The sequence below is a fragment of the Enterococcus wangshanyuanii genome, from assembly GCF_002197645.1.
In the GTDB taxonomy this organism is placed as follows: Bacteria; Bacillota; Bacilli; order Lactobacillales; family Enterococcaceae; genus Enterococcus_L; species Enterococcus_L wangshanyuanii.
The window spans coordinates 577498-602670 of sequence record NZ_CP021874.1 but is presented as its reverse complement, the minus strand read 5'-3'; the positions used below and the strand labels follow the sequence as shown (position 1 = coordinate 602670).

At 38.2% G+C, this 25173-nt stretch carries 26 protein-coding genes; 1 reads left to right on the top strand and 25 read right to left on the bottom strand.

Annotation, left to right across the window (positions count from 1 at the left end):
- Positions 1 to 24: 24 nt before the first annotated feature.
- The 22 genes from CC204_RS02855 to CC204_RS02750 form a co-directional block, all read right to left on the bottom strand.
- Positions 25 to 534, bottom strand: coding sequence for a dihydrofolate reductase (locus tag CC204_RS02855; protein WP_088268727.1), 510 nt, complete (start codon positions 532 to 534; stop codon positions 25 to 27).
- An 18-nt stretch (positions 535 to 552) separates the two neighbouring features.
- Positions 553 to 1500, bottom strand: coding sequence for a thymidylate synthase (locus CC204_RS02850; RefSeq protein WP_088268726.1), 948 nt, complete (start codon positions 1498 to 1500; stop codon positions 553 to 555).
- A 12-nt stretch (positions 1501 to 1512) separates the two neighbouring features.
- On the bottom strand, positions 1513 to 3399 hold the full coding sequence (locus tag CC204_RS02845) for an ABC-F family ATP-binding cassette domain-containing protein (protein WP_088271639.1): 1887 nt from the start codon (positions 3397 to 3399) through the stop codon (positions 1513 to 1515).
- A 69-nt stretch (positions 3400 to 3468) separates the two neighbouring features.
- Complete coding sequence (locus CC204_RS02840) at positions 3469 to 5523, bottom strand: cation:proton antiporter (protein WP_088268725.1); 2055 nt, start codon at positions 5521 to 5523, stop codon at positions 3469 to 3471.
- 26 nt (positions 5524 to 5549) lie between these two features.
- Positions 5550 to 5828: a hypothetical protein gene (locus CC204_RS02835; RefSeq protein WP_088268724.1), complete on the bottom strand. Its 279-nt coding sequence runs from the start codon at positions 5826 to 5828 to the stop codon at positions 5550 to 5552.
- Positions 5829 to 6009: 181 nt separating this feature from the next.
- A complete protein-coding gene (locus tag CC204_RS02830) occupies positions 6010 to 6492 on the bottom strand; it encodes a hypothetical protein (RefSeq protein ID WP_088271638.1) in 483 nt (160 codons plus the stop codon).
- A gap of 40 nt (positions 6493 to 6532) precedes the next feature.
- On the bottom strand, positions 6533 to 6724 hold the full coding sequence (locus tag CC204_RS02825) for a hypothetical protein (RefSeq protein WP_088268723.1): 192 nt from the start codon (positions 6722 to 6724) through the stop codon (positions 6533 to 6535).
- A 189-nt stretch (positions 6725 to 6913) separates the two neighbouring features.
- Positions 6914 to 7762 (bottom strand): DegV family protein, encoded by an 849-nt coding sequence (locus tag CC204_RS02820; protein ID WP_088268722.1) that lies wholly within the window; start codon positions 7760 to 7762, stop codon positions 6914 to 6916.
- A gap of 75 nt (positions 7763 to 7837) precedes the next feature.
- The gene (locus tag CC204_RS02815) at positions 7838 to 8965 is read right to left on the bottom strand and encodes an LCP family protein (protein ID WP_088268721.1); all 1128 of its coding nucleotides are present in this window, start codon (positions 8963 to 8965) and stop codon (positions 7838 to 7840) included.
- Between the two features lie 114 nt (positions 8966 to 9079).
- Positions 9080 to 9928: a prephenate dehydratase gene (gene pheA / locus CC204_RS02810; RefSeq protein ID WP_088268720.1), complete on the bottom strand. Its 849-nt coding sequence runs from the start codon at positions 9926 to 9928 to the stop codon at positions 9080 to 9082.
- A 12-nt stretch (positions 9929 to 9940) separates the two neighbouring features.
- The gene (locus CC204_RS02805; RefSeq protein ID WP_088268719.1) at positions 9941 to 10441 is read right to left on the bottom strand and encodes a shikimate kinase; all 501 of its coding nucleotides are present in this window, start codon (positions 10439 to 10441) and stop codon (positions 9941 to 9943) included.
- 12 nt (positions 10442 to 10453) lie between these two features.
- Positions 10454 to 11737, bottom strand: a complete 1284-nt coding sequence (gene aroA, locus CC204_RS02800; protein WP_088268718.1) for a 3-phosphoshikimate 1-carboxyvinyltransferase — start codon at positions 11735 to 11737, stop codon at positions 10454 to 10456.
- 33 nt (positions 11738 to 11770) lie between these two features.
- Positions 11771 to 12868, bottom strand: coding sequence for a prephenate dehydrogenase (locus CC204_RS02795; RefSeq protein WP_088268717.1), 1098 nt, complete (start codon positions 12866 to 12868; stop codon positions 11771 to 11773).
- A 28-nt stretch (positions 12869 to 12896) separates the two neighbouring features.
- Positions 12897 to 14063, bottom strand: coding sequence for a chorismate synthase (gene aroC, locus CC204_RS02790; protein ID WP_088268716.1), 1167 nt, complete (start codon positions 14061 to 14063; stop codon positions 12897 to 12899).
- A 12-nt stretch (positions 14064 to 14075) separates the two neighbouring features.
- Positions 14076 to 15137, bottom strand: a complete 1062-nt coding sequence (gene aroB, locus CC204_RS02785; RefSeq protein ID WP_088268715.1) for a 3-dehydroquinate synthase — start codon at positions 15135 to 15137, stop codon at positions 14076 to 14078.
- Between the two features lie 69 nt (positions 15138 to 15206).
- The gene (aroF, locus tag CC204_RS02780; RefSeq protein WP_087640052.1) at positions 15207 to 16229 is read right to left on the bottom strand and encodes a 3-deoxy-7-phosphoheptulonate synthase; all 1023 of its coding nucleotides are present in this window, start codon (positions 16227 to 16229) and stop codon (positions 15207 to 15209) included.
- 29 nt (positions 16230 to 16258) lie between these two features.
- Entirely contained in the window at positions 16259 to 17128 is an 870-nt protein-coding gene (gene aroE, locus CC204_RS02775) for a shikimate dehydrogenase (RefSeq protein ID WP_088268714.1), read from the bottom strand.
- Between the two features lie 470 nt (positions 17129 to 17598).
- On the bottom strand, positions 17599 to 18051 hold the full coding sequence (locus CC204_RS02770; protein WP_010772458.1) for a hypothetical protein: 453 nt from the start codon (positions 18049 to 18051) through the stop codon (positions 17599 to 17601).
- A gap of 81 nt (positions 18052 to 18132) precedes the next feature.
- A complete protein-coding gene (locus tag CC204_RS02765; RefSeq protein WP_088268713.1) occupies positions 18133 to 18504 on the bottom strand; it encodes a thioesterase family protein in 372 nt (123 codons plus the stop codon).
- Between the two features lie 5 nt (positions 18505 to 18509).
- Complete coding sequence (locus CC204_RS02760; protein WP_088268712.1) at positions 18510 to 19721, bottom strand: CCA tRNA nucleotidyltransferase; 1212 nt, start codon at positions 19719 to 19721, stop codon at positions 18510 to 18512.
- Entirely contained in the window at positions 19718 to 20506 is a 789-nt protein-coding gene (dapB, locus tag CC204_RS02755) for a 4-hydroxy-tetrahydrodipicolinate reductase (RefSeq protein ID WP_088268711.1), read from the bottom strand. Before dapB ends, CC204_RS02760 begins: the two co-directional genes overlap by 4 nt.
- Positions 20499 to 20846 carry a nucleotide pyrophosphohydrolase gene (locus tag CC204_RS02750; protein WP_088268710.1) on the bottom strand — a complete coding sequence of 116 codons (348 nt, stop codon included), beginning with the start codon at positions 20844 to 20846 and terminating at the stop codon, positions 20499 to 20501. The genes dapB and CC204_RS02750 overlap by 8 nt, the downstream gene beginning before the upstream one ends.
- A 160-nt stretch (positions 20847 to 21006) precedes the next feature.
- On the opposite strand from CC204_RS02750, the gene CC204_RS02745 reads away from it, so the two are divergent.
- Positions 21007 to 21897, top strand: coding sequence for a YitT family protein (locus tag CC204_RS02745; RefSeq protein WP_088268709.1), 891 nt, complete (start codon positions 21007 to 21009; stop codon positions 21895 to 21897).
- Between the two features lie 57 nt (positions 21898 to 21954).
- On the opposite strand, the gene CC204_RS02740 is transcribed toward CC204_RS02745, so the two are convergent.
- From CC204_RS02740 to CC204_RS02730, 3 genes are read right to left on the bottom strand one after another with little or no spacing between them, the layout of a single operon-like run.
- The gene (locus CC204_RS02740; RefSeq protein WP_088271637.1) at positions 21955 to 22494 is read right to left on the bottom strand and encodes a ReoY family proteolytic degradation factor; all 540 of its coding nucleotides are present in this window, start codon (positions 22492 to 22494) and stop codon (positions 21955 to 21957) included.
- A gap of 9 nt (positions 22495 to 22503) precedes the next feature.
- On the bottom strand, positions 22504 to 23763 hold the full coding sequence (locus tag CC204_RS02735) for a tetratricopeptide repeat protein (protein ID WP_088268708.1): 1260 nt from the start codon (positions 23761 to 23763) through the stop codon (positions 22504 to 22506).
- Positions 23764 to 23767: 4 nt separating this feature from the next.
- Positions 23768 to 24814, bottom strand: coding sequence for a hypothetical protein (locus CC204_RS02730; RefSeq protein ID WP_088268707.1), 1047 nt, complete (start codon positions 24812 to 24814; stop codon positions 23768 to 23770).
- Positions 24815 to 25173 lie beyond the last annotated feature (359 nt).

The following is a 25173-nucleotide window of genomic DNA, read 5'->3' as shown; positions in this document are numbered from 1 at the left end:
CTTCTACAGACCTGCTAACTTTTTTTACTCTTCCTGCTCTGGGCAGACTTTCCTTTGGTATGTTTCAAACTGATAAGAATAGTAATTTTGTTCATCCTGCTCACCAGGGCTAAGATTGATCAACGTCCAATCTTCCCAAGAAACTTCTGGAAATACTGAATCTCCATCAAAAGTATGGCTGATCACTGTACGATATAAAACGTCACAGTAAGGTAAAAATTCCTCGTAAACTTTGGAACCGCCAGCTATAAAAGTAATTCCTGAAAATTCTTGGGCATAGGCCAGTACTTCGTCTATATCATGAACAACAATAACGCCAGAAGCCTTATAGTTTTTGTCCCTCGTCATAACGATCGTTTGTCGATTAGGCAGCGGACGACTTCCCATTCCTTCAAATGTTTTTCTTCCCATGACGATTGTATTATCCTCCGTCATTTGCTTAAAAAATTTTAGATCATTTGGCAGATGCCACGGCAATCGATTTTCCTTTCCGATCGTTCCCTGTTCATCTTGTGCCCAGATAGCTGCTAACATAAAATGCTCCTTTCAAACTTAAACGGCGATAGGTGCTTTGATTGCTGGGTGAGGATCATATCCTTCTATTACAATATCTTCCATTTCAAAATCAAAAACAGATTCCTTTTCTTGGTTCAACTTAAGTGTAGGAAATGAACGAAGTTCTCTTGATAACTGCTCTTTCATTTGATCAATATGATTTGTATACAAATGCGCATCTCCAAGAGTATGGACAAAATCCCCCACTTCTAAGCCCGTTTCGTGAGCAATTAGATGAGTCAATAATGCATAACTAGCGATGTTAAACGGTACACCTAGAAAGACATCTCCACTACGTTGATATAATTGACAGCTCAATTTACCATCATTCACATAAAATTGAAACATAGTGTGACATGGAGGTAAAGCCATTGAAGGCACATCTTCTGGATTCCAAGCAGAGACGATCAATCGACGTGAGTCTGGCGTTGTTTTGATCATCTCAATGACATTTTTCAGTTGATCGATAAAACCGCCGTCTTTTGTTTCCCAATGACGCCACTGCGCACCATAAATATTACCTAGCTCTCCATACTTAGCAGCAAATGCTTCATCTGATACGATCTTTTCACAAAACGCTTTGTGCTCGGCCTCGTAGCTTAGTTTAAATTCGTCATCCACTAATACTCTACGACCAAAATCTGTCATATCTGGTCCTCGATAATCTTCGCTTTTAATGTATCGCTCAAAGGCCCACTCGTCCCAAATATGATTATTATGCTCCAATAAGTAACGAATATTCGTGTCTCCTTTTAAAAACCACAACAACTCGCTTTTGATCAAGCCAAAAGGAACACGCTTTGTCGTAAGCAATGGAAACCCTTGAGATAAATCAAAACGCATTTGATGACCAAAAATACTTTTAGTCCCAGTTCCAGTCCGATCTTCTTTTACATGTCCCTCTTCTAAAATTTTGCGGCCTAGTGCTAAGTATGCTTCTTCCATCATTATTGCCTCCTAATTTTCTGCAAATTCACTCAAATATTCCCAACGTTCCAATTTTTCTTCTAGTTGCTGTTCAACAGTCGTTAATTCTGTTTGCAGTTGCTGAAGCTTTGTAAAATCATCTCCTTGATGATTCATTTCTTCTCCAAGTTGAGCGGAACGATTTTCTAGTTCACTGATTTCAGTTTCAATTGTGGCCCATTCTTTTTGTTCCATATAAGTCAATTTTACTTTTTCTTTTTTTTCGGTCACTTGAATTTGTTTCGGCTCAGATTTAACCGTTTTTTTAGCAGATTCTTTATTTTGGTTCAAGTAATCACTCATCGAACCAAAATACGTACTTATCTGTCCTTCTCCTTCAAAAACAAGTAGTTTTTCCATTGTTTTATCAAGAAAATATCGGTCATGTGATACGGCAATAACCGCACCTTTGAATGTACGGATATAATCTTCTAAAATTGTCAATGTATCGATATCTAAATCATTGGTCGGTTCATCAAGCAGCAAAACATTTGGCTGACCTATTAGTAGTTTCAATAGATATAAACGTCGTTTTTCTCCACCAGAAAGCTTGCCGATGATCGTCCCATGCATAAAACGAGGGAAAAGAAACTGTTCAAGCAGTTCAGCGACTCCAATGCTGCTGCCGTCTGTCCTTTGTACCTGTTCAGCAGCTTCTTGAAGATACGCGATCATCCGCTGGTTTGGATCCATAGCTTCATTTTGTTGCGTGTAGTATGCTAATCTCACTGTTTCACCAATCGAATAGAGACCGCTCTCTAAAGGTAAACGCCCGGCTAAGATATTTAATAAAGTTGATTTCCCTGCACCATTTTTTCCTGTGATTCCAATGCGGTCTTTTGCCTGCACAAGAAGGTCAAATTGCTTTAAAATAACTTTCTGTTCAATTGAATAATTCCCGTCTTTTATTTCAAGTACCTTTTTTCCAAGCCGTTGTCCAGCAATATCGATCTCTAATTGCCCTTTTTGATTGACCTGATGCAAGTTTTCCTTAAGATCATGAAACCGATCTTGTCTAGCTTGTTGTTTGGTTCCGCGAGCCTGAACTCCTGCGCGCATCCACTCAAGCTCTTGTTTATACAGTTGTTTTCGTTTCTCTTCTTGATCGATCTCGATCCGCTCACGTTCAGCCTTAGCCAAAATATATGCTTCGTAATTCCCTTTATATTCATATAATTTTCCAAATGACAGCTCAAAAATTCGATTGGTCACTCGGTCGAGAAAATAACGATCATGTGTCACCATTAAGATGGCACCACGATAACCATTCAAAAAGCTTTCAAGCCAGCTGATTGCTTCATAATCCAAGTGATTTGTCGGCTCATCCAAAATCAGTAGGTCTGGGGATTCGATCAAAACCTGTGCTAAACTAACACGCTTTTTTTGACCGCCGGATAATTCTCCAATTTTTTTATGGAGCGTTTCGATTCCTAATTTTTGTAAAATGATTTTAGCATCTGTATCTGCTGTCCAAGCATCTTCTTTGTTCATTAATTCTTCGGCCTGAGCATATTGTCTTTGAGCAGCTTCACTACTACCGTCTTCAGCCAGAGCAATAAGTGCCAGCTCGTACCGTTTAACTGCTTGAATAATCGGTGTTTCTCCTTGGAAAATAGCATCCACGACTGTTAATTCAGGATCAAAAACCTGATCTTGTGAAAGGTAACCGATTTGATAATCATTTGGTTGCTGAATTGCTTGAACGTCTCCATCTCCACTATCTTTACCAGCTAGTATATTTAATAAAGTAGTTTTTCCAGTCCCGTTCGTTCCAATCAAACCAATTCGATTTTTTTCATGGATATAGAAGGATATATGATCAAATAATGTTTTTTCCCCGTATGTTTTAGTTAGTTCTGTGACTTTTAATTCTTTCATCTGTTTGCTCACACCCTTTTCATCCTGCTTATTGTATCAAAAATAAACAAAAAAAAGAAGCTTGTTTTCTTACTCAGCTTCTTTTTCTAATTTTTTCGCTAACTTTCTAAATGGAATCGTATTAGAAACGTCATTGATCGAATAAGATTCCAACAAATTCACATTTTTTCTATACTCGTTTGCTTCTAGTGAAGATATTTTATCACATAACTCATATTCATCGATCACTTTTCGTTCTTCTTGATAGCCGATCAATAACTCTTTAACATAATTTGATTGAGAATGAACGATAAAGGAGTCGATAAATGTCCCATCTTCTAAACGTTGAGCTAATTGCAGACGACTCTCAATGAAAAAACGAATGATTTCATCATCATAGACACCTTTTAAGTTGTCCAAACTCTTTAAAATGACTTCAGTATTTTGTAAGAAAACTTGTCGGACATTTTCTAATTCTTCTGATTGGAGCTCTCTTCTATCTTCTTCGTTTTTACGTGCAAATAGAAAATCTGGATGAACGAAAAAAGCAATGATTTGTCGGACAAACAACAGCCAAAAACCAATGATCGAAAGAAGCTGTCTTGCAATCGAGCGTTCCATCCTTGAAATCAGACGTCCATAGAGACGATAACCATCAACACCGATTTCCTTTTGACGAAAACTTTCTTCAAGTCCGTCACGTTCAATAGAAACGATCAAAGCCCGTAATTCCTGCACTTCCTGTTTCTGATCAGAAGGTAGCTGACTGGTATACAATTCCTTTAGGCGATCTTGATAGTTTTCAATGACCACGTTCATTTCTACTTGAGGATCTTCTTTATTGATAACTTTCAACTTTTCAATCACATCTTGCAATAAGGTGATTCCTTGAGGATTTATCTCCTCTACATCTTCTGAATCCGTTAAGAATGGCAATACCAAAATTCCGCCAACTAAGGTAACTAAAATGACACAGGCCGTTATGAATAATAATAAGGAGCGTTCCTCAAACGTTTGGCCATTGATTGTGATCGGTAAAATGAAGATCGTTGCTAAGCTGACTGTTCCTTTTACACCACCAAATGTTAAAATCAACATTTCATTCATAGATTGCCAAAGATTTTTGATCCCTTTTTTTACACTATAAATCAAAACGATCGAAAGGAAGCGCGCAACAAACAAAGTCACACTTAAAAGCAAAATAACCAGCATCAAAAAGCTGTTTGAATACGTTTCGCTATTCCAGATCGGTGAAAATACTTGAGACAACTCGATCCCAAGAAAAAGAAAAACTAATGCATTCAACATAAAAGTGATCGTACCCCAAGTGCTTTCAGACACACTCGATAATTCCGCTTCAAATAACGATACTTTTTTGAAAGTCGCAGCTTGCATAACACCTGCAACAACTGCTGCGATGATTCCAGAAACATTGAATAATTCCGCAACCATATAAGCTAAAAACGGTAGTAATAATTCTAATAATAAATAACCTGTTACATCTCTTGCTGATGCTTTTTCTAATATCATAACAACTTGTCTTTTGATCATTACTAAAATCGCACCGACGACTGCACCGCCAATACTTGAAACAATCAACATGATTCCGGCATCTGTTGCAGAAAAAGAACCTGTAAGCAACGCAGCTAATGCAAATTGAAAGGCAGTAACGCCAGACGCGTCATTGATCAGTCCTTCACCTTCAAGAATATGCATCGCCTTTTCCGGAATTTGAATCTTCCCTGATAACGAACCAACTGCCACGGCGTCCGTAGGACCCAAAGCGGCTCCCAAAGCAAAACACGCTGCAATCGGCAATGCCGGGAGTATTATATGTAAGGCCCATCCAACACTGATCAATGTGATCAGTACGCCGAAGAAGGCTAAAAATAAGATCACACTAAAGTTTTTCAGTGTGGATGAAATGTCATTTCTTTCACCTTCTCGAAATAATAAAGGTGCAATGATCATCACTAAAAATATTTCTGGTTCAAATACTATTTCGTGCCCGATCTCGGTAATACCAATCAGTACACCAACGATGATCTGTACGATCGGCAACGGAACGATCGGGAAAATTCGGTTAAAGACATTAGAGAAAGTAATAGCAAAAGCAAATACAATAATTAAATAGACAAACTCCATCTTGTATCCCCCTTTGACTAATGGTGTTATTGATCGATTTGTTTTCCTAAATAACGAAGTAATTTTTCCTTCTTACAACTGATTTTCTTTTCAACCAAGCTTAATTCTTTTTCTCTATCACAAAGCTCTAGTTGTGCACGTCGAGCCTCCAAGCGCAGTAGGTCAGATTTCACATGCTCGATCTTCTTATAGTTCAGGAAATTTTTCTTTTTGATGTGGCGTTCCCACTCCGCTTTTTTCTCTGGCGGCAATTCTTTGTATTTTTCGCGTAATTCAGCAAGCCGCTCTTCAATTTCTTTATGCACAATGATACTTCCTTTCAGAATTTCTCTGACACATTATAGCAAACTGTTCAAAAAATACCTATCAAAATTGACTATTATTTTGAAAAATAGATTTCTTTTACTCTATTCTCTCAATAATTTAATAAAAGTGAAAACGACGTACCTAGTTTTGTACGTGAATCCACCTTTACTCGTCTATTACTTATTGATTTTCATCAACAAGTATGTTGATTTCTGCCTCTTCATTCAACCGGTCAGAGAGGAAACAAAGTAATTCCTCTAATGGGATAGAAAATTTCAACATGGGGCCTCTCCTACCGTCTTTGAAATAATTCAACCAAATCTCTTCTTCTTTTAATAACAAAGCCATCTTGTCAATGTCACGATACAATATCCCTTTACGGTCAAAAGGCCCTAAAATCAAGCGATCATCTGAAAAACCTTTTGCATCTAATAAAAAACTTAAGACAAGTAAGAGAGCAAGAAAACTACGAATCCGTTGATCAGCACTTTGTTCAACGCTTAAAGCCATAAATAGAATCAACAAACTGACCGTACTGATAAAAACATAGACAATTTTTTTCTTGACGCTCTTAATCAGAATACTCTTTCTGACTAAAATTAAATAAACATACATCAGTAGTACAAAAATGAAAAGTAGTACAGTAAAAAAATCGATAATCAAATCATGCTCCTTTTTGATAAATAGCCACATGAATCGTTGACTACTCTTTATTATTTAATTCTGTTAATTTCTGATTTATTTTCTTTATTCTATCTTTACTTGCGAGTATATCGCGAATCATTTGGTCCCTCTGATCCCCAAGCGGTAAACGGTTGATCACCTGGTAATAAGCTGCGAGCAGTTGAACCTGCTTCATTTTTTCTTTCTGTAATCGCTCTTCATTTAGATTCATCCACTCGCCTCCTTTTCTTTAAGTATACCTTACTTTTAAAGAAAAATGACTATCGAATCGTTATTTTTATTAAAAAATAGGATCTGTCTTCTATTTTAACATACTATTTATTATCTGTTGAATTATATGAAAAACATAGGATAAAGTAAAACCATCGATCAGTCTTACTTCATCCTATGTCACCTATTATTATTGAGCTGAGATACATAAACCAATTGCTTTTTCACCTAAATGTGTCCCAATGACAGGACCAAAATGACCGATTTCAATAATTGCATCAGGATATTGTTTTGCAAGCTTTTCTTTCTCTTCTTCAGCGACTGCCAAATTATTTGCATGGATCACATATAATTTAACTGGACGGTCGATCTCTTTATCACGCATACCGATAATTTTTTCCGCTCGGGCAAAAGCTTTCTTAGTCGAACGGATTTTTTCAAACAAGACTATTTTTCCTTCTTCAAAGGTCAAGATCGGTTTGATTTTCAATAAACCGGCAATCAGTGCTGCTCCATTTGTCAAACGTCCGCCACGAACTAGATTATTTAGATCATCAACAATCAGATAAGCGTAAGTATTATCTCTAATAATATCCAATCGTGCAAAGATCTCTTCTAGGCTAGCGCCTTCTTGAACTAGATCAAGTGCGACCTCTACCATATGGCCCATCGGTACACTTGTGATCTTAGAATCATAAGGATAAAGAGTGATTCCTTTCACTGCATCTGTCAAAGAAAACAATGTATTGACAAAACCAGAAATTCCAGCAGAAAGATGAATGCTGATGATCGTATCGTAGCCTTTTGCTGCAATCTTTTCATACAAATCGATGACTTCTCCTAAAGCTGGCTGAGACGTCGTTGGGAATTCTTTACTGCTATTCAATAAGCTGTAATATTCATCTGCCTCAATGTCGATTCCTTCGTTATATATTTTACCATCCAAAATGACTGGGATCGGTATCACAAACAAATTAGGTGAATTCTTAATTCGCTCAGGTAAATAAGCGGTACTATCTGTCACAATAGCGATTTTCATTCTGTAACCTCGTTTCACTAATTTTACACGATATTATAAATATAGCATAGATTACCTGATATTTAAATAAAATACTTATTGATCAAGAAAATTTTGTACAGCTGCACGGTTCATATCTGGATCGATTTGAAGCACGCTGCCAGCGTAATCGTAATCGACATTCTGCCAAGAATTTTCCACTGGAACTGTTAATCTTTCGATGCCGCTGCCGCCTTTTAAAAGAAGAGACGGACCATTTTTGATCATAAAGCTAGTAGGAACATCGGTTGACATATATCCTACTAAACGGCCAAGCGATTCTGGTGTGCGCAATAATGCTAATGGATTTTTCAACTGTCCCATCACTGCCGTCATCACTTGTTGTTGACGGCGAACTCGGCCAAAATCGCCTTCTTCATCCATTCTAAAGCGTGAATATTGTAATAAAGTATGTCCATCCATTTTTTGACTGCCTTTAGCAATATCGACGCCATCTAGATTTAGATCTTTTTCAGCATCTATTTTGACACCATTAGGAAACATTGAATCGACGATCTTTTCGAATGATTGAAAATCAACTTTTGCATAGTAATTACATTGGATATTAAAGTTTTCAGCTAAGGTTTGGCGAACTAACTCTGCACCGCCTAAAGCGTAAGAAGCATTGATTTTATTTGCGTCATAGCCTGGAATATCAACAAAGGTATCGCGCATGAAAGAAACCAACTTAGGTTTTTTAGAAGGTCCATCTAACTGTAGGACCATGATCGTATCTGCACGACCGCTATCTTCTCCCCGTGTATCACTTCCTAAAATCAAGATATTGTGGGCACCATTAGCGCTTTTTACCCCATTAAATGTTTCAAGTTCTTCTTTTGGAAGAGAAGTATCATTTTCAGCGTAAGACTTCCCTTTGAAAAAAAAGCCAACAGCTAATACGATCAATAATAGCAAGACAAGTAAAATTCTTTTGGGCCAACTAAAACGTTTCTTTCTTTTTGGTTTTTTCGGTTGTTTTTCTTTCTTGAAAAAACGTTTCTTTTCTTTTGACTGATCGATACGTTCATGGGAACGAGGTGCTATTTCTGGCTCGTTAAACGACTCTGATTCCTCGTAGTATGCTTCATCACCATAATTCTTTTCTTTTCTTGGGTTGAATGTTTTTTTCTCTTCAATTGGTTTAGCTTTTTCATGGATATGTTTGTAACGATCCACTCGGCTCATTATTTCCACCTCACTTAAATATTACAACATTAACAAGCATACCTTATTTTACCCTAAAAGCCTAATGCTTCGTTAAAATTTTAACAAAAAAATAAAAAGACCTTTGCAGATCTTTTATACACCTTCTATCAAATGAACATTGTAGTTACCAAACACTTTAACCGTTCCTCCCATTAAACGCAGTTCCTCAAGTGCATAGTCGATCAATGGTCGTGGTTGCTGGATATTGATGTCGATTAGAAAGAAATACTCCCCTAAGGTCGTTTTTAAAGGTCTAGATTCGATTTTACTCAGATCGATTTCTCGCCAACTAAATACGGAAAGTGCTTTATGGAGCGCACCCGGCATATTATTTGGCATCGTCACCGCAATGGTCATCTTTTGGTTTTCGATCGTTAGCGGTAAATGGATGTTTTCAGCACCCAAGATCCAAAAACGTGTCTGATTGGTAGCGACATCTTGAATGTTCTCTCCAACAACAGCAAGGTTATATGTTTCGGCAGATTTTTTCGGTGCGATCGCTGCCATTTTTTGCTCTGGATGGTCAGCCACAAAACTCGCAGCATAAGCAGTTGAAGGCGTTGCTTCTAAACGAGCATTCGGAAAATACAGCCGGATAAACTCTTGTGATTGAGCTAACGCCTGCGGATGAGATAAAATTCGTGTTGTTTCCTGCCAAGTTTGTTCATTTGATTTAGCAACCATAAACTGCTGATAGATCGGCAGAACGATTTCACCGCCAACTGGAATCGTTGATTGATGAAATAGATAATCTACTGTTGTATTGACAGAGCCTTCAATGGTATTTTCGATTGGTACAACACCGAGATCGACTTCGCCAAATTCAACTCCTTTGATACAGGCCGGAATTGAATGGAACGGAACTAATTCTTCTTTTGGAAAAGCTGTTTTTGCTGCATTGTGTGTAAAAGAAGCTTCTGGACCTAAAAAACCCACTCTCATTTGTTCACCTACTTATATTTTTTCTAAAATCTCTTGAACAATGCTTTCCGGTGTTCGATCACTTGTCGGAATAATCAGGCTTGCACTTTCTTCATAAAAAGGAATCCGTGGTTCAAAAATTTGTTGGATCTCCTCTGCTGTTTTCGATAAGATCAAAGGCCGTACATTTTCCTGATCTTCTTTTAACCGAGAAAGAAAAGTTTCCGGTTCTGTTTTTAGATAAACGACTGGCGTCAATTGTTTCAATAATTGGCGGTTTTCTGACCTCAAAACAATTCCGCCGCCGGTCGAAATGACCTGTTCGTGATCAACAAACTGTTTTAACAATTTTGTTTCTTGATCTCTAAAAACTTCTTCCCCATAAAGATCAAAATACTCCTGGATCGACATCCCCAGTTCAACGACTAACTGCTCGTCAAAATCAATGTGCTGCATTCCTGTTTTTTCAGCTAACAATTTTCCGACGGTCGTTTTGCCTGAACCCATGAATCCTATTAAAATAATTCCTTTCATTTGGATCACCGCCTATTGATACAATTTGTCTAAATCATCGAAAAAGGCTGGATAAGAAACAGAGATAGCTTCAGCTTTTTCAAGTTCAACAGTACCAGATTTAACTAAAAGTGCTGCGATCTGCAACATCATCCCGATTCGGTGATCGCCGTAGCTAGTCACTTTTGCGCCATGTAACGGTGTCTTTCCATGAATGATCAATCCGTCATCAGTAGGTTCGATCGAAGCTCCCATTTTGTTCAATTCTGTTGCTACTGCATCAATTCTATTTGTTTCTTTGACTTTTAGTTCTTCCGCATCTCGAATGATCGTTGTTCCTTGTGCCTGTGTTGCTAAAAGAGCAATAACCGGTAATTCATCGATCAATCGAGGAATGATTTCTCCGCCGATCTCGATCCCTTTCAAATCGCTTGTTTCAATAATCAGTTTGCCTGCTTTGTTTTCTTTATTACCCGTTTCTTCTACTGTTAGTTTACCACCCATTTGTTCAATGACCTCAAGAATACCCGTCCGAGTTGGATTCAACCCAACATTATTTAAGATGATTCGGCTATTTTCAATGATGGTACCTGCCACAAGGAAAAAAGCAGCGGATGAAATGTCTCCTGGAACGTTAATTTCTTGACCCGTCAGTTTTTGCGGCCCTTTAATGCGAATTTCTTTACCTGAAATGGCAATCTCACCGCCAAATTGACGAATCATGTCCTCGGTATGATCTCGAGTCTTTTCTTTTTCGATGATTACTGACTCGCCTTGCGCCTGTAGCGCTGCAAATAAGATAGCTGACTTGACTTGGGCACTCGCAACCGGCATTTGATAATGAATGGGTTTCAGTGTTCTTGTGCCTTTGATCATCAACGGTGGAAACTCTGTCCCATCATGTCCAGAGCATTCTGCACCCATTTGATTGATGGGGAGCATCACTCGATTCATTGGACGCTTAGCTATAGAGTGATCACCGAATAACTCCGTAGTGAAATCTGTTCCAGCTAAAATTCCTGTGATCAAGCGGATCGTTGTTCCGGAATTTCCTACATCGATTGCTTTTTTAGCTTGGGTCAAACCGGAAATCCCCTTGCCATGAACAGTAATTGTTTCACCATCATCTTCAATCTTAACACCAAGATCTTGAAAGGCCTTTAGTGTACTTAAGCAATCATCGCCACGCAGAAAGTTTTTGATCGTTGTTTTCCCATCTGCGATTGCCCCAAACATAATACTTCTGTGAGAAATTGATTTGTCACTGGGTATATCGATTTCTCCATTCAATCCAATCTGATTCACTACTAGTTCCAAAATATCCCTCCTTGATTTAGCTATTTTTCATACTTATTTTTCATAGCACAGGTAACTTGTTTGTTTTTCTATATATTTTTTTGCTTTTTCTACATCTTTTTGTCGTTTAAAAGTCAATTGTAGGATACCATAGATATCTTCTCGCGTTTCAAGAATTTTTAAATTAATTAGGGAAAGTTCAGCTTTACCTAATAAGCCGGTAATTTCAGCGATCACACCTGGAACATCCGGTACATCCACAAATAAATCATGGAATGCCGGAATTGCCCCTTCTTTATGGACAGGTAGCTGATTTCTTGTCTCTTTTGCCTCAAAGAAAAATTGAAAGATGGCTTCAGAATTCTCAGAAGCGATCCAGTCAGCCACTTGTGTCATTTCCTTTTGCCATAGATGCATCAAGTCCAACAGAGCTTCTTTATTACTTAATAAAATATCCGTCCACATTTGCGGATCTGATGAAGCAATTCTTGTAATATCTCTGAAGCCACCTGCAGCTAATTGCTTAGAACGAGGGTGTTCTTCATTAAATTGCTTACTTTGGTTCACTAAGCCTGCAGCAATAATATGCGGAAGGTGACTAAGCATTCCTGTGATTTGATCATGTTCTTTCGCTGTTAAAACAACAAATTTCGCTCTAGTTCCCTGCAGTAATTCCTGCAATTGGCGAACATTCTGTGCGTTCGCTTGATCTGAGTTCGTAAGGATATAATAGGCATTCTCAAATAAATCTTCATCAGCTGCTGTTACACCTGACTTGTGCGAACCAGCCATTGGATGACCGCCTATAAAAGAGTTTAACCCTAATGATTGAGCTTTAGCAACGATTTCCTTTTTCGTGCTGCCGACATCTGTGATCACCACATTCTTTTTAAGATCTAGGTGACTCAAAATCTCTAGTTGTGTTAGAGTACTTTTAACTGGAGCGCATAAAAAAATTATATCCGCATCGACCACTGCTTCTTTTAATGAATCTGCTTTTTGATCGATGATCTGCCTTTTTAACGCAAAAGTCATTGATGTTTCTTCTTTATCTAAACCAATGATTGTTACTGATGGATGCATTTTTTTTATACACAACGCTAATGAACTACCAATGAGTCCTAATCCAACAATTACTACATTTTTTTTCATATCGTGTCACTCTCCATTTATTTTTTGATTAAAACGATTGAGTATAACGACGATAAGCTGAAACTTCTTCTTTCATTTGTTCAAATGCATCACTGCCAAATTTTTCAAGCATTGCTTGAGCAACTTCTGTTGCAACGACCGCTTCGCAAACAACGCTGGCAGCTGGTACAGCGGTACTGTCAGAACGTTCCACACTAGCCTTGTACGGCTCCTTCGTATCGATATTGACACTTTGTAATGGCTTGTAGAGCGTCGGGATCGGCTTCATCACCCCTCTGACAATAATCGGCATCCCATTGGTCATTCCACCTTCAAAGCCACCTAGATTATTGGATGTCCGAGTATAGCCGGTTTCTTTGTTCCAGATGATTTCATCCATCACTTGACTGCCAGGGCGATTCCCCATTTCAAAACCGATACCAAATTCAACCCCCTTAAATGCATTGATACTTGTAACAGCTTGAGCAATTTTAGCATCTAATTTCCGGTCCCATTGTACATAACTACCTAAGCCGATTGGCACGCCGCCGACAATGACTTCAACAACTCCACCGATCGTATCCCCATTTTTCTTAGTTTGATCGATCAAATTTCTCATTTGTTCTTCAACCTCAGGATCTAACACTCGAACGTCTGATTGTTCGGAGCGCTCACGAATTTCAGAAACAGTCAGGTTTTCCGGGATTTCGGCTCTGATCCCGCCCAAAACAGCCACATGTCCAGCTACCTCAATATCCAGCTCTTTCAATAACTTTTTGGCAACAGCACCGATCGCGACACGCATCGTTGTTTCACGTGCTGAGGAGCGCTCTAAAACATTTCTAAGATCATCATGCTGATATTTGATCCCGCCAACCAAATCTGCATGTCCTGGTCTTGGTTTATTAACACGACGAATTTTCTTTTCTTTTTCTGTGACTTCTTCAATGGACATGACAGATGTCCAGTTTTTCCAGTCTTTGTTTTCAACGACAAGGGTCACTGGTGAGCCAAGAGTTTTACCATGCCGAATGCCGGATGTAATTTTCACTTGGTCTTTTTCGATCAGCATTCTGCCGCCGCGTCCATAGCCGCCTTGTCTTCTTGCTAATTCGAAATTAATATCTTCAGGTGATAAAGGTAATCCCGCTGGTAAGCCTTCAATGATTGCAGTTAATTCTGGTCCGTGCGATTCTCCCGCTGTAATAAAGCGCATATTTATTCCTCCCTAATCTAAATAACTCTTCATTTCTTCAATTGGTATACGAACGATTTTAGCTTCGCCGATCGCTTCTAATAAAATAATGTTGATTTTTCCGCCGCGTGTCTTTTTATCATGGGTCAGCGCATTATACAGCGCTTGTTTGTCCCAATTTTCAGATGAAATAGGTAAATGAAATTTTTGAATCATTTGGCTCAATTGCTCAGTTGTTCCAACTGGAGTCAACCCTTTTTCCTCTGCTATACGAGTGATTTGAAGCATCCCAATAGCTACGCCTTCGCCATGAGTCAAATTTCCATATCCAGCTGTATTTTCCAAAGCATGACCTATGGTATGTCCAAAGTTTAGTAGCAGACGCACTCCATGATCTAATTCATCTTCCTCCACAACTTTTCGCTTGATCTTACAGCAAGCTGCAATAATTTCAGTCGCATGTACTAGTAAATCATGTTCATCTTTTAAAGCTGCTAATTGCTGCCAAAGCTGTTTATCAGCAATTGCTGCTGATTTGATGATTTCGGAGATTCCTTCTTGAACACGTCTGAGTTCCAATGTATTCAAGGTATTTGGATCGATCAACACGCCATCTGGCTGAGCAAAGGTTCCAACTAGATTTTTTGCTTTAGATGTATTGACAGCCGTTTTACCGCCGATACTGCTGTCAACTTGAGCCAACAAAGTAGTCGGCACTTGTAAAAAGTGCAACCCACGCATATAAGTCGATGCTACAAAACCCGCCAAATCACCGACCACACCCCCACCTAAGGCAATGATCCCATCGCTTCTAGTTAAGCCTTCCTCTGCTAAAAAATCATATAGATCAGCAGCGACTTTTAGCGATTTACTTTGTTCACCAGCCTCAATAACAAAAGTTGCTGTTTCAAATCCGGCATTCTTCAAACTTGTCTCAACCTGAGCACCGTATAAAGGTTGAACATTCGTATCAGTAATGATAACAACTTTTTGCGGGGACCAAATAGTTGCAGCCCATGGACCAATTTCAGTCAGCAAGCCTTTTTCAATCGTCAAATCATAGGAATGATTTGGTAAGGTTACGGTAAGTTTCATTTTCGTTCAACTCCTGTATTTGATTGGAAGAATGGCCGCCTTGGAACATTCTGCCTTCTATTTTTCGAATTAGTCTAATGCATTGATTTCTTTCATTGCTTTTTCCATGATATGCACTTCTTTCATCATGCGCATGTATGTTTTTTCATTTAGCGATTGTGGGCCATCTGACCAAGCATTGACCGGATCTGGATGGATTTCAACGATTAGACCATCTGCGCCAGCTGCGACACCTGCACGAGCCATTGGCGGAACGAGATCCCAAATACCCACCCCGTGACTAGGATCGACAATGATCGGGAAGTGACTTAATTTTTTGATCAGCGGTACTGCACTTAAATCTAATGTATTTCGTGTAGCCGTTTCATATGTCCGAATCCCACGTTCAATGAAAATGACATTAAAATTACCTTGCGCTGCAATGTATTCGGCAGCATTCAACCACTCATCAATTGTACCAGATATCCCACGTTTCAGACCAATCGGTTTCCCTGTTTTCCCAACAGCTTCTAGTAGTTTAAAGTTTTGCATATTTCGAGCACCGATCTGTAAAATGTCACTGTATTCAGCAACCATATCGATATGCGCTTCATCCATTACTTCTGTGATGACTTTCATGTCTAGTTCGTCTGCTGCTTGACGAATGTATTTCAACCCTTCTTCTTCCAAACCTTGGAATGCGTATGGAGACGTTCTTGGTTTAAAAGCACCACCTCGTAAAATAGTTGCCCCACCAGCTTTAGCGATTCTAGCACATTCACGGATTTGGTCCAGTCCTTCAATCGAGCAAGGTCCAGCCATCATTGTCATACTTCCGTCACCAATTTTGACGCCATCTACATCAACAATCGTGTTTTCCGGATGAAACTCACGACTTGTCAATTTGTAGGTCAAAGAGATTCTTACTGCATTTTCTACCCCATCATAACTATTGAACGCTACATCCTGCATTTTACGTGTATCACCAACTAATCCAATGATCGTTTGTTCTTTTCCTTCGCTTAAATGAACCTCAAGTCCTTCTTTTTTTACTCGTTCGATTACTGATTTAATTTGTGCTTTTGTTGCTTCTGATTTCATGATTACGATCATTCTAATTCTCTCCTCTGGTTTCGTTCTTTTTATATATTCTCAATAATGGGTTTAACTATTTCAATAGGCAATTCTTGTCCTGTCCATATTTCAAACGCTTCTGCACCTTGATAAAGCAGCATTCCTAAGCCGTTTGCTGTCTGTGCACCGCGTATTCGTGCTTGTTTTAAAAATTCAGTTTCTCTCGGTGTGTAAATGGCGTCATAGACTGCTAAATCGGATCGGATAACTGAAAAATCTTGAATAGGCGTCGCTTCTTCTAATGGTTTCATTCCAACAGAAGTGGTATTTAATAATAAAACACTTTCTTCAATATCTTTAGCCAAGGCTTGTTCGTCAGCTAAATCATTCAAGCTAATGTTACAGCCTGTCTTTTCAGCGATGGTTTTTAATTTCACCTTGGCTTTTTCATACGAAGAGCTTTTACGATTGTATACAGCAATTTCATTCACTCCATCTAGCGCGGCTTGTGCTATGATAGCTGCTGCCGCTCCACCTGCTCCAAGAATAGTCATTTTTTGATCGATGATAGTGACATCCATATCATTTAGACTTTTCAAAAAGCCGATGCCGTCTGTGTTATGCCCAATCAGTCGACCCTTGTCGTTCTTGATCGTATTGATCGCCCCGATCAACCGAGCGGATTCACTCAATTCATCCATATAATCAACCGCTAAAATTTTATTTGGCATTGATAAATTGACACCGAGCATATCCAGATCTTTGATTGAAGCAATCGCTCTTTCAAGGTTACTAGTTCCAACATCAAAAGCTAGATATACGGCATCGATCCCCAATGCTTGAAAGGCTGTATTATGGATCATTGGTGAAACACTATGCCGAGCCGGTGTAGCAAACAATGCAGCCAACCTTGTTTTTCCTGTAATTTTATTGCTCAACTCATCTCCTCCTCTAACAATCTTTTCAACAAAAAAAGTGTTCACGTAAATTTTCAGAAAAATCTACAGTGAACACCTTGCAAAAAAATAGGTAAAATAAAAGCCACTATAGATTTCTCATCTACGCGGCTGAAAGTCATCTCAAAATCCCTTAGCCATCATAGATACAAACGTGTCTGTTTGTATCCACAATGTTCATGAACACAAACTCATCTAAAATAGCTAAAGTAATAATTATTCAGTTGTAATTGGTTATGCTTCATGCTTGTCATATGAATCACTCCGTAACTGATTTATTTAAGAATTGTTCTCAGTATATACCTCAAATTTACATGTGTCAACAATTATTTTCGTGTATGGTTAAAACCTCAAGGATATTTATTTGAATTTTCTTATTCTTCTAACTATTCTTGATTGAAAAACAAAGAGACAAAACTATAAGATTTGCCTCTTCATTAGATCGCTTACTATTAAAGCTCTTCACCATAAACATCGTCAACTGTTTGTGTTGGATCGATCACGATGTATAAGCTTTTTGTTTTTTCACTGACTTTAGTTGATTGGTACACGTTGTCTAAACCTTCGTCAGTTTTGTCTTTGTATGGGAAGTATACTAAGTCAGGTGTACCTGTTTTGTATAAAATTTCCATACGTTCAATATCTTCATATTTTAAGGCGCGGGCAAACATACCTAATTCCAAACCACCAAGGTTGATGTCATGTGTTTGAACATGATCCCCTTCTTGGAAAATTTCAATTTTGAAGCCTTCGCATGGATGAATTTCCATAAATTCGCTTCCGTGGATACGACCAAAACTTGTTGTGATTTGTTTGATCCATAAATCTCCGATAAAACGGCGTCCGATCGTCCATGTTTCACCATTTCTAAAATAAAACTTCAATCCTGTCATTTCTCTGCTCATGATATAAGTCTCCTTACTAAAATATTTTATACATTTTTAAGTTTAGCATAACTTTTAAACTAGGTCACTCTATTCGCTTCATCATTTAGAAAGCGCTAATTTGCTTAAAAATACATCAGTTAAGATAACAGCTCTTTGATGCGTTCCAGAAGCTACGACGCACTCATTATCTAAAACCTCAAAAGAAAAATCGACTTTGGATTTCTCTCTTGTTTCAACCTTGATATGAACGGAAATTTTGGCTCCTACTTTTGAAGGTCTTAAATGCTTCGCATTGATCATCGTACCGACACTTGTTTCTTCCGATGTCAGCTCTTTAGCCAAGAAATTTTTGGCCGTATTTTCAACCATCGTGATCAATACAGGTGTTGCAAGAACATCTAAATCACCTGATCCTATCATTTTTGCAGTGTCTTTTTGACTGACAATAAACGACTTAGAAAATTTCCCCATGGCGCTCACTCCTTCTCCAGCTTGTCTTTTGCAAAAGAAAGTAATGCTTCCTGCGTATTTTCAACCTGTCCATCAACAACCGCTCTCTCGATTGTTTGAATTAAATCACCTAACCATTTTCCAGGCTTTTTGTCAAAGGACTTCATCAACTCATTCCCTGAAATGGCTAGTTCTTTCCGATCATGGATAGGCAGACTTAAATAAAGTTTACTTGCTTCTTCAATTTTACTCTTTTGGTTATAATAAAACAATAGTTTTTCAACCGATACGACCGCTTCTAAGCCTAAATCGAATAAATCGATGGCTTGCCAATCAGCAACGTGACGTTTCTCTAAACCATATAATAGCTGTTGTACTTCCTGAAGTAAATGGTTGGAAAGCTTCCATGATTTTAAAAAGTTGCGTAGGTCACTTTCCTTTAGACCAATTGTTTTAATCAGCAATGTCCACGCTTGTGCTTCCGTCTCTATCTTTCGGTCTGGGAAATCAGCAAACCTTAGCAAAGCATCCCCAAATTGTTCTAATCCTGGACAATATTGATAACATTCAGTCTCGACAAAAGGTAAGATTCCTGCCCGTCTGTTTTTTCCTAGTAATAATTTGCTGAACTCCACAGCGACCCGCTCCACTGAAATCTTTTCAAGTAACGAATGAAATTCTTGGATAGCGGCCAATGTATTGGTTTCAATCGAAAAATCAAGCTGACTGGCAAAACGTAAACCGCGCATCATACGTAAAGCATCTTCATGAAAACGTTCTTTCGGGTTACCTACTGCCCGAATGATTTGTTGATCCAAATCTGCCATACCATCAAATAAATCAATGATTTCCCCTTCGACAGTCATCGCCAACGCATTGATCGTAAAGTCACGTCGTTTCAGATCTTCTTTTAATGTGCGGACAAATGTAACTTTGTCTGGTCTTCTATAATCTTGATAAGTGGACTCCGTTCGAAAAGTCGTGATCTCATATTGTTCTTCACCTGCTAATATAAGAACCGTACCATGATCGATCCCAACATCGATTGTCCGACTAAATATTTGCTTGATCTCTTCTGGGTAAGCGCTAGTAGCAATATCTACATCATGAATTTCTTGACCTAAAAGGGCATCTCGAACACTGCCGCCCACAAAGTAGGCTTCATATCCATGAGAATGAATTTCTTTTAAAATATCAGATGCTTTGATAAATTCAGCTGGAACCATATCTAGTTTCATAAAAGATTTTCCAATCCATAGACTAATTTGTCTAAATGAATCACTTTTTCACAACCTAAAGCGACTCCAGTCATAAATGAACTACGATCATAAGAATCATGTCTGATAGTCAGCCCTTCACCCACACCACCAAATTGCACTTGCTGATGTGCAACTAATCCTGGCAATCGTACACTATGGATTTTCATACCGTCAAAATCTGCGCCTCGTGCACCAGCAAGTAGTTCTTTTTCTTCTTGATGTCCTTGCAGTTTCTTTTGACGAACTTCACTCATCATTTCAGCTGTTTTAAGCGCTGTTCCACTCGGAGCATCCAGCTTATTATCATGATGAAGCTCGATGATTTCCACATCTGGAAAATAGGCTGCTGCTTTTTGTGCAAACTGCATCATTAAAACTGCACCCACAGCAAAATTAGGTGCGATTAAGCCACCAACTTTAAGTTCTTCAGAGAGCGTCGTTAATTCAGACAATTGTTCTTCTGTTAATCCAGTTGTTCCAACAACTGGTGAAATATGATTTTCGATTGCAAATCGTGTATTCTCATAAGCAACCGCGGGAATAGTAAAATCGATCCAAACATCTGGTTTAACAGATACTACATCTTTTTTAGCTTTAAAAATCGGGACGTCGACTACTTCATATTCAGCTAATTCTTTAAGATTGTTTTTTTCTTCAAACGGATCTAATACACCTACTAACTCAAAATTATCATGAGCTAAAACCATTTTGGTCGCGATAACACCCATCTTCCCTTTGAAACCTGCTACTAACACTTTAATCATTTGTCTGACCATCCTTTCGTTCAAAACGATATTTATCTCGCTGATTGAATTTTTCCATATTCTTTTGAAACGCTTCTGTTAAATCTATATCTAGAGAATTGGCCATGATCATCGTCACAAATAACACATCTCCTAGTTCTTCTGTCACGGTCTTTGGTTGTTCGTTTGCCTTTTTAGGTTTTTCACCGTAATAGTGGTTGATTTCTCTGGCTAGTTCACCAACTTCCTCAGTCAAACGAGCCATTTGACTCAAAGGAGAAAAATAGCCTGTTTTAAATTGTTGGATATACGCATCAACTTCCTGCTGCATCGAATACAGTGACTGTTTATTCTCATTCATTTTATCTCAACCTTTCTTAGTATTCATCTTATCAAAAACTTTGTGATCTGGAAAGGTTCTACTTGTTGTTTTATCTGTAGAATGCTAAAGTGAGTACTGGATATGGACAATTTATGGTAAAGAACTTCGCTAAATTTTGCGTTGTTAGGGAGTGGATTTCATGGAAGAAAAAAAATTTTATGTTAAGGATGTTTTGCTGATTTTAGCTGGAACCTGTCTCTATGCATTTGGTCTAGTTACTTTTAACATTGCAAATGACTTGGCTGAAGGCGGCGTGACAGGGATCACCTTGATTTTACGGGCATTATTTCATATTGATCCAGCGTACTCAACGCTGATCATCAATATTCCACTGATTTTGATCGGTGGCAAAGTTCTTGGTAAACATTCATTTTATTATACTATTTTAGGAACGGTCTCTTTATCCGTTTTCTTATGGCTATGGCAACGTTTCCCGATCGAAGTTAATCTGGATCACGATTTGTTGATTGCTTCTTTACTTGCGGGGTTAGCTGCAGGCTTAGGCAGCGGATTTGTCTATCGTGTTGGCGGAACCACTGGTGGAACAGATGTTATTGCCCGGATTTTAGAAAAGAATTATGGGATCAGCATGGGACGCTCATTACTGATTTTTGATATTTTAGTCCTTGTTCTGTCACTAAGTTACATTGATGTTAAACGAATGATGTATACACTGATCGTATCGTTTGTGTTTAGCCGCGTGGTTGATTCTGTGCTGGATGGAGCATATGCTGCAAAAGGAATGCTGGTCATTTCTGATCATACAGAAGATATCGGCGAAGTCGTTATGGCTATTTTAGAACGTGGTGTTACTTATTTGAATGGTCAAGGCGGTTACTCTCAAGGAGAGAAAAAAGTGCTGTATATGGTCGTTAGCCCAAGTGAATTGATGGAAATCAAACGAATCGTTCACGAACTGGATCCAAAGGCGTTTATCTCAGTCATCAATGTTCATGAGGCCATTGGTGAAGGCTTTACTTATGCCCGACCAACTAAAACATTATTCAAAAAGAAAAAGGTCTTAAATTGACCTTAAAAGGAGTGAAGCAAAGGGGATAGCCTTTCGTTTCACTCCTTTTAGTATTTATCATGAATTTTTCAAATGATTCAGTTCATCTGATAATTCAAGAAACGCTTCATAGTTATCATCTTCCAGCGCCAAATCGATTTGACTATACAATAAATCGATCTTCGCTTGTTTTTCTTCTTGAGCAAAAAAGGTATTGATGTTTTCCATGATTTCTTCACTGACCTGTTCGTTCCAACGAGCATATGGATTGTCTTCTAAAATAGATAAATATTGGCTATTTTGCCAAGCCCCATCAAATATACATTCAATATAAAGAGCTTCCTTCCAATTCATTCGAATTTCATGAAAAATCTGATCCGTATCTACGAACTCTTTTCCTGAAAGGAATAAGGTGATCGGTTCGTCTTCAACTTCCTTCGATGTCACCTTCATCCCTCTCACTGTTTTATCTGCATGCTCAACAAAATGCACATTATTTAAAATCGCTTCGTGATTGATTAGATAATTCAAAATCCATAATACTTCTCGTTGACTAAAAGAAACATTATTCACTAACCAAAGTAAAAATTCTTTCTTATCAGAGACATTGACAAACATCGTCATCACCTATCTTTCTTCTATATCATCCAGTAATGATTGTGCTTCTGTATCACCAGGCTCATGGTGAAGATAATGCTGTAACAGTTCCTTCGCTTTTTCCAGTTGGCCTTCTTCACGTAGAAACACCGCATATTCTTTCAAAAAATCCGGCTCATGGTTAAGCTCTTGATAGGCTTGTTCATAGTGAACTTTTGCCAATGCAAATTCTTCCAGTTCATTATATGCATGAGCGAGATTCCATTCAGCGTATGGATGTCCTTGTTCTTCCATCTTTTGGACGACTTCGACAACTTCATCAAAGCGTTCTTCATTTAAATACAAATTACTTAAGGTAAGCAGCGTTTCATCTGTTTTTTCCCCAAGTTCTAGAGCTTTTTTCAATAATTCTTCTGCTTGCACTGTATCATGTAAACGATAAGCATTTTCAGAAGCAAGATGGTACAAATCAACTTGAAATGGATTTTCTTTGATTCCTTCTGATAAAACTGTTTGAGCTTCTTCAAGTTGTTCCTCTTCTTGTAAGGCTTCACCTAATGAAAGATACAAGGACTGATAATGTGGATTTAAAACTCTCAATTGCTGCAGCAATGCAATAGCTTTTTGATTTTCGTGTAACTGTAAATACGTGAACGCAAGCTGAAATAGACGTTCATCCGTCTGTCCTTCTCCTAAGGCTTTTTCCAAATATGGGATGGCCTCTTCAAATTCACCCATCATGCTGTAACAACTTCCAAGGCGTTCATTGATCGAGACTCCGGAAATATCTGTTACTTGTTCCTCAAGTAGTGTCGTGTATGCCTCAATGGCTTCACCAAATTGTCCATTTACAAAGTATAGTTCGCCTAAAGCGAATAAAATAAGTGGTTCATCCGGTAAAATCTGTTGTGCTTCTTTCAATTTTGCTTCACTGACTTCTGGAATACCGATCACTTGATATAAATCTGCTGTAACTAGCAGGCTTTGAACATAGCTATCACTGTCTTTCGTTACTTTTTCTAAATATTCAAAAGCTTCATCGATCAAATTATTCTCGATCGCAATCTCAGCTAATGGAATATTCAATCCTTCCGCATCAGGGAAAATCGATAGTAAATGGTCAAAAATCAATTTTGCTTCTTCTAAAAAACCTAATGACAACAACTCTTCACCTAAATCAGCAAGTGTATCATCGTCATCTTTTCTAATTGCTTCCGCAAGCATCAATTGCGCTTGCGCTAAATCATCTTCATGTAATGCTTGTAGCATTTTTTCACTATACGTTGTCATTGTTCTACCCTCTGATTTCTTTTAGTATTCGTCTATAATGTTCAACGGTTTGTAATAAGTCTTCTGCTTTCGGCTTTTGAAGCTGATCGCCATTGCCGATTTCATTTAACAAAAGCGCTCGTTCTCCTCGGTCCACACAGGTTAGGATCCCTTCGACATAATCGCTAGTCAAAATTTGTTCTGGAAAATCGACAGGAAAGCCTAAGTGGATCAACCAAATCACAAAATTTTTATAATGAAAGGAGAAATTATTCACTTCCTGAGCCCAAAGCAACTGCAATAAACAGCCTAAAAGTCGCTTCATATTTCTAGATAAAAGATGCCCGTTGGCTACTTCGGAAAAGCCGTGCTCGAATAGTGTACCAAACTGATCGATTTTTTGTCCATCTATCTCATAATAATGAATCATTTCATTCAATAAAGCAGCGAATGACTGCTGATTTAATTTCGAACGATCATTATAGTTTTTAAAAAGTACTCTCAAATAATCATGACTTCGCACAATACCGCATCGGATAAAAATCAGAAAGTCAACCAATTTTCCATCCCCATGATCAGTGATCAATGTATGATCATAGATAATTTGTTCTGGAAGCACTGTATTTTTTAAAACAGGATGATTGTTTAGTTCTATTTCAGCGGCGCCAAGTAAACTCTTACTTAGTGAACGAACAGATAAAGGGAGTAACCAGCAGGTCGATGTTAATACTGATGTACTGTGCAAAAAGCTAGTCAATTGAATTACTCCTTCATTTCCGATACCTAAAAACAAGAAATCCTGTTGCTGGTCAAAATCGGCAATAAACGCAAGGAGTCCTTCCAGTTCGTTCATATTATTGCAGTGCGCGTCATTTTTACAAATAAACCAATCGATTTCTTGCCCCTCATCAAAAAACTGAATAAATTTATCCGCAAACAAATCGTAGTAGCGCTGATTGGTGATTAAAAAAACATGTGTTGCGCTCACTGTCGTTGTCCTAAGCTGAGAAGCGAAGGTTTTTCCATATGTAATGGTGGTTTTTTGATGATTCTTTGCATAAATGAATTCCATCGCTGACACCCCTCTTCCTTATTCTACCATTATTTGTTGGAAAACATAAAGAGGGATGGACTATTTTATGTAACAAGCATTTCCATCTAAATAACAATGGTTCTTTAGAGTTTCTTAAAGAACAGACATTATTGATTCATATTTTCCTACGGAATATTCCGTTTTTACAGCATATAAAATTCTAATACACCGATGATTATAATAAGTTTGCTTCAAAGAAAATGTATGTTACGGATCTTAGCGCACTCCTTAAACATACAGCGTTCTAGAAGCTTAGTGATTCGATCTAAATTGAATAATTAGTCGCCTTAACTGTTCATAGGTAAATTTATCTTTTTGACATAACTAATTATTCATTA

Coding starts and splice junctions, on each gene's coding strand:
- CC204_RS02760 (WP_088268712.1), bottom strand. CDS start 19,721: ATGAAACTAGATATGGTTCCAGCTGAATTTATCAAAGCATCTGATATT.
- CC204_RS02740 (WP_088271637.1), bottom strand. CDS start 22,494: ATGTTTGTCAATGTCTCTGATAAGAAAGAATTTTTACTTTGGTTAGTG.
- CC204_RS02745 (WP_088268709.1), top strand. CDS start 21,007: ATGGAAGAAAAAAAATTTTATGTTAAGGATGTTTTGCTGATTTTAGCT.
- CC204_RS02765 (WP_088268713.1), bottom strand. CDS start 18,504: ATGGGGAAATTTTCTAAGTCGTTTATTGTCAGTCAAAAAGACACTGCA.
- CC204_RS02815 (WP_088268721.1), bottom strand. CDS start 8,965: ATGAGCCGAGTGGATCGTTACAAACATATCCATGAAAAAGCTAAACCA.
- CC204_RS02795 (WP_088268717.1), bottom strand. CDS start 12,868: ATGAAAAAAAATGTAGTAATTGTTGGATTAGGACTCATTGGTAGTTCA.
- CC204_RS02850 (WP_088268726.1), bottom strand. CDS start 1,500: ATGGAAGAAGCATACTTAGCACTAGGCCGCAAAATTTTAGAAGAGGGA.
- CC204_RS02750 (WP_088268710.1), bottom strand. CDS start 20,846: ATGAATGAGAATAAACAGTCACTGTATTCGATGCAGCAGGAAGTTGAT.
- CC204_RS02845 (WP_088271639.1), bottom strand. CDS start 3,399: ATGAAAGAATTAAAAGTCACAGAACTAACTAAAACATACGGGGAAAAA.
- CC204_RS02730 (WP_088268707.1), bottom strand. CDS start 24,814: ATGGAATTCATTTATGCAAAGAATCATCAAAAAACCACCATTACATAT.
- pheA (WP_088268720.1), bottom strand. CDS start 9,928: ATGAGAGTGGGTTTTTTAGGTCCAGAAGCTTCTTTTACACACAATGCA.
- CC204_RS02855 (WP_088268727.1), bottom strand. CDS start 534: ATGTTAGCAGCTATCTGGGCACAAGATGAACAGGGAACGATCGGAAAG.
- aroC (WP_088268716.1), bottom strand. CDS start 14,063: ATGCGCTTTATTACAGCGGGAGAATCGCACGGACCAGAATTAACTGCA.
- CC204_RS02820 (WP_088268722.1), bottom strand. CDS start 7,762: ATGAAAATCGCTATTGTGACAGATAGTACCGCTTATTTACCTGAGCGA.
- CC204_RS02805 (WP_088268719.1), bottom strand. CDS start 10,441: ATGAAAGGAATTATTTTAATAGGATTCATGGGTTCAGGCAAAACGACC.
- CC204_RS02840 (WP_088268725.1), bottom strand. CDS start 5,523: ATGGAGTTTGTCTATTTAATTATTGTATTTGCTTTTGCTATTACTTTC.
- CC204_RS02735 (WP_088268708.1), bottom strand. CDS start 23,763: ATGACAACGTATAGTGAAAAAATGCTACAAGCATTACATGAAGATGAT.
- aroB (WP_088268715.1), bottom strand. CDS start 15,137: ATGAAACTTACCGTAACCTTACCAAATCATTCCTATGATTTGACGATT.
- aroF (WP_087640052.1), bottom strand. CDS start 16,229: ATGATCGTAATCATGAAATCAGAAGCAACAAAAGCACAAATTAAATCA.
- CC204_RS02825 (WP_088268723.1), bottom strand. CDS start 6,724: ATGAATCTAAATGAAGAGCGATTACAGAAAGAAAAAATGAAGCAGGTT.
- dapB (WP_088268711.1), bottom strand. CDS start 20,506: ATGATTAAAGTGTTAGTAGCAGGTTTCAAAGGGAAGATGGGTGTTATC.
- CC204_RS02770 (WP_010772458.1), bottom strand. CDS start 18,051: ATGAGCAGAGAAATGACAGGATTGAAGTTTTATTTTAGAAATGGTGAA.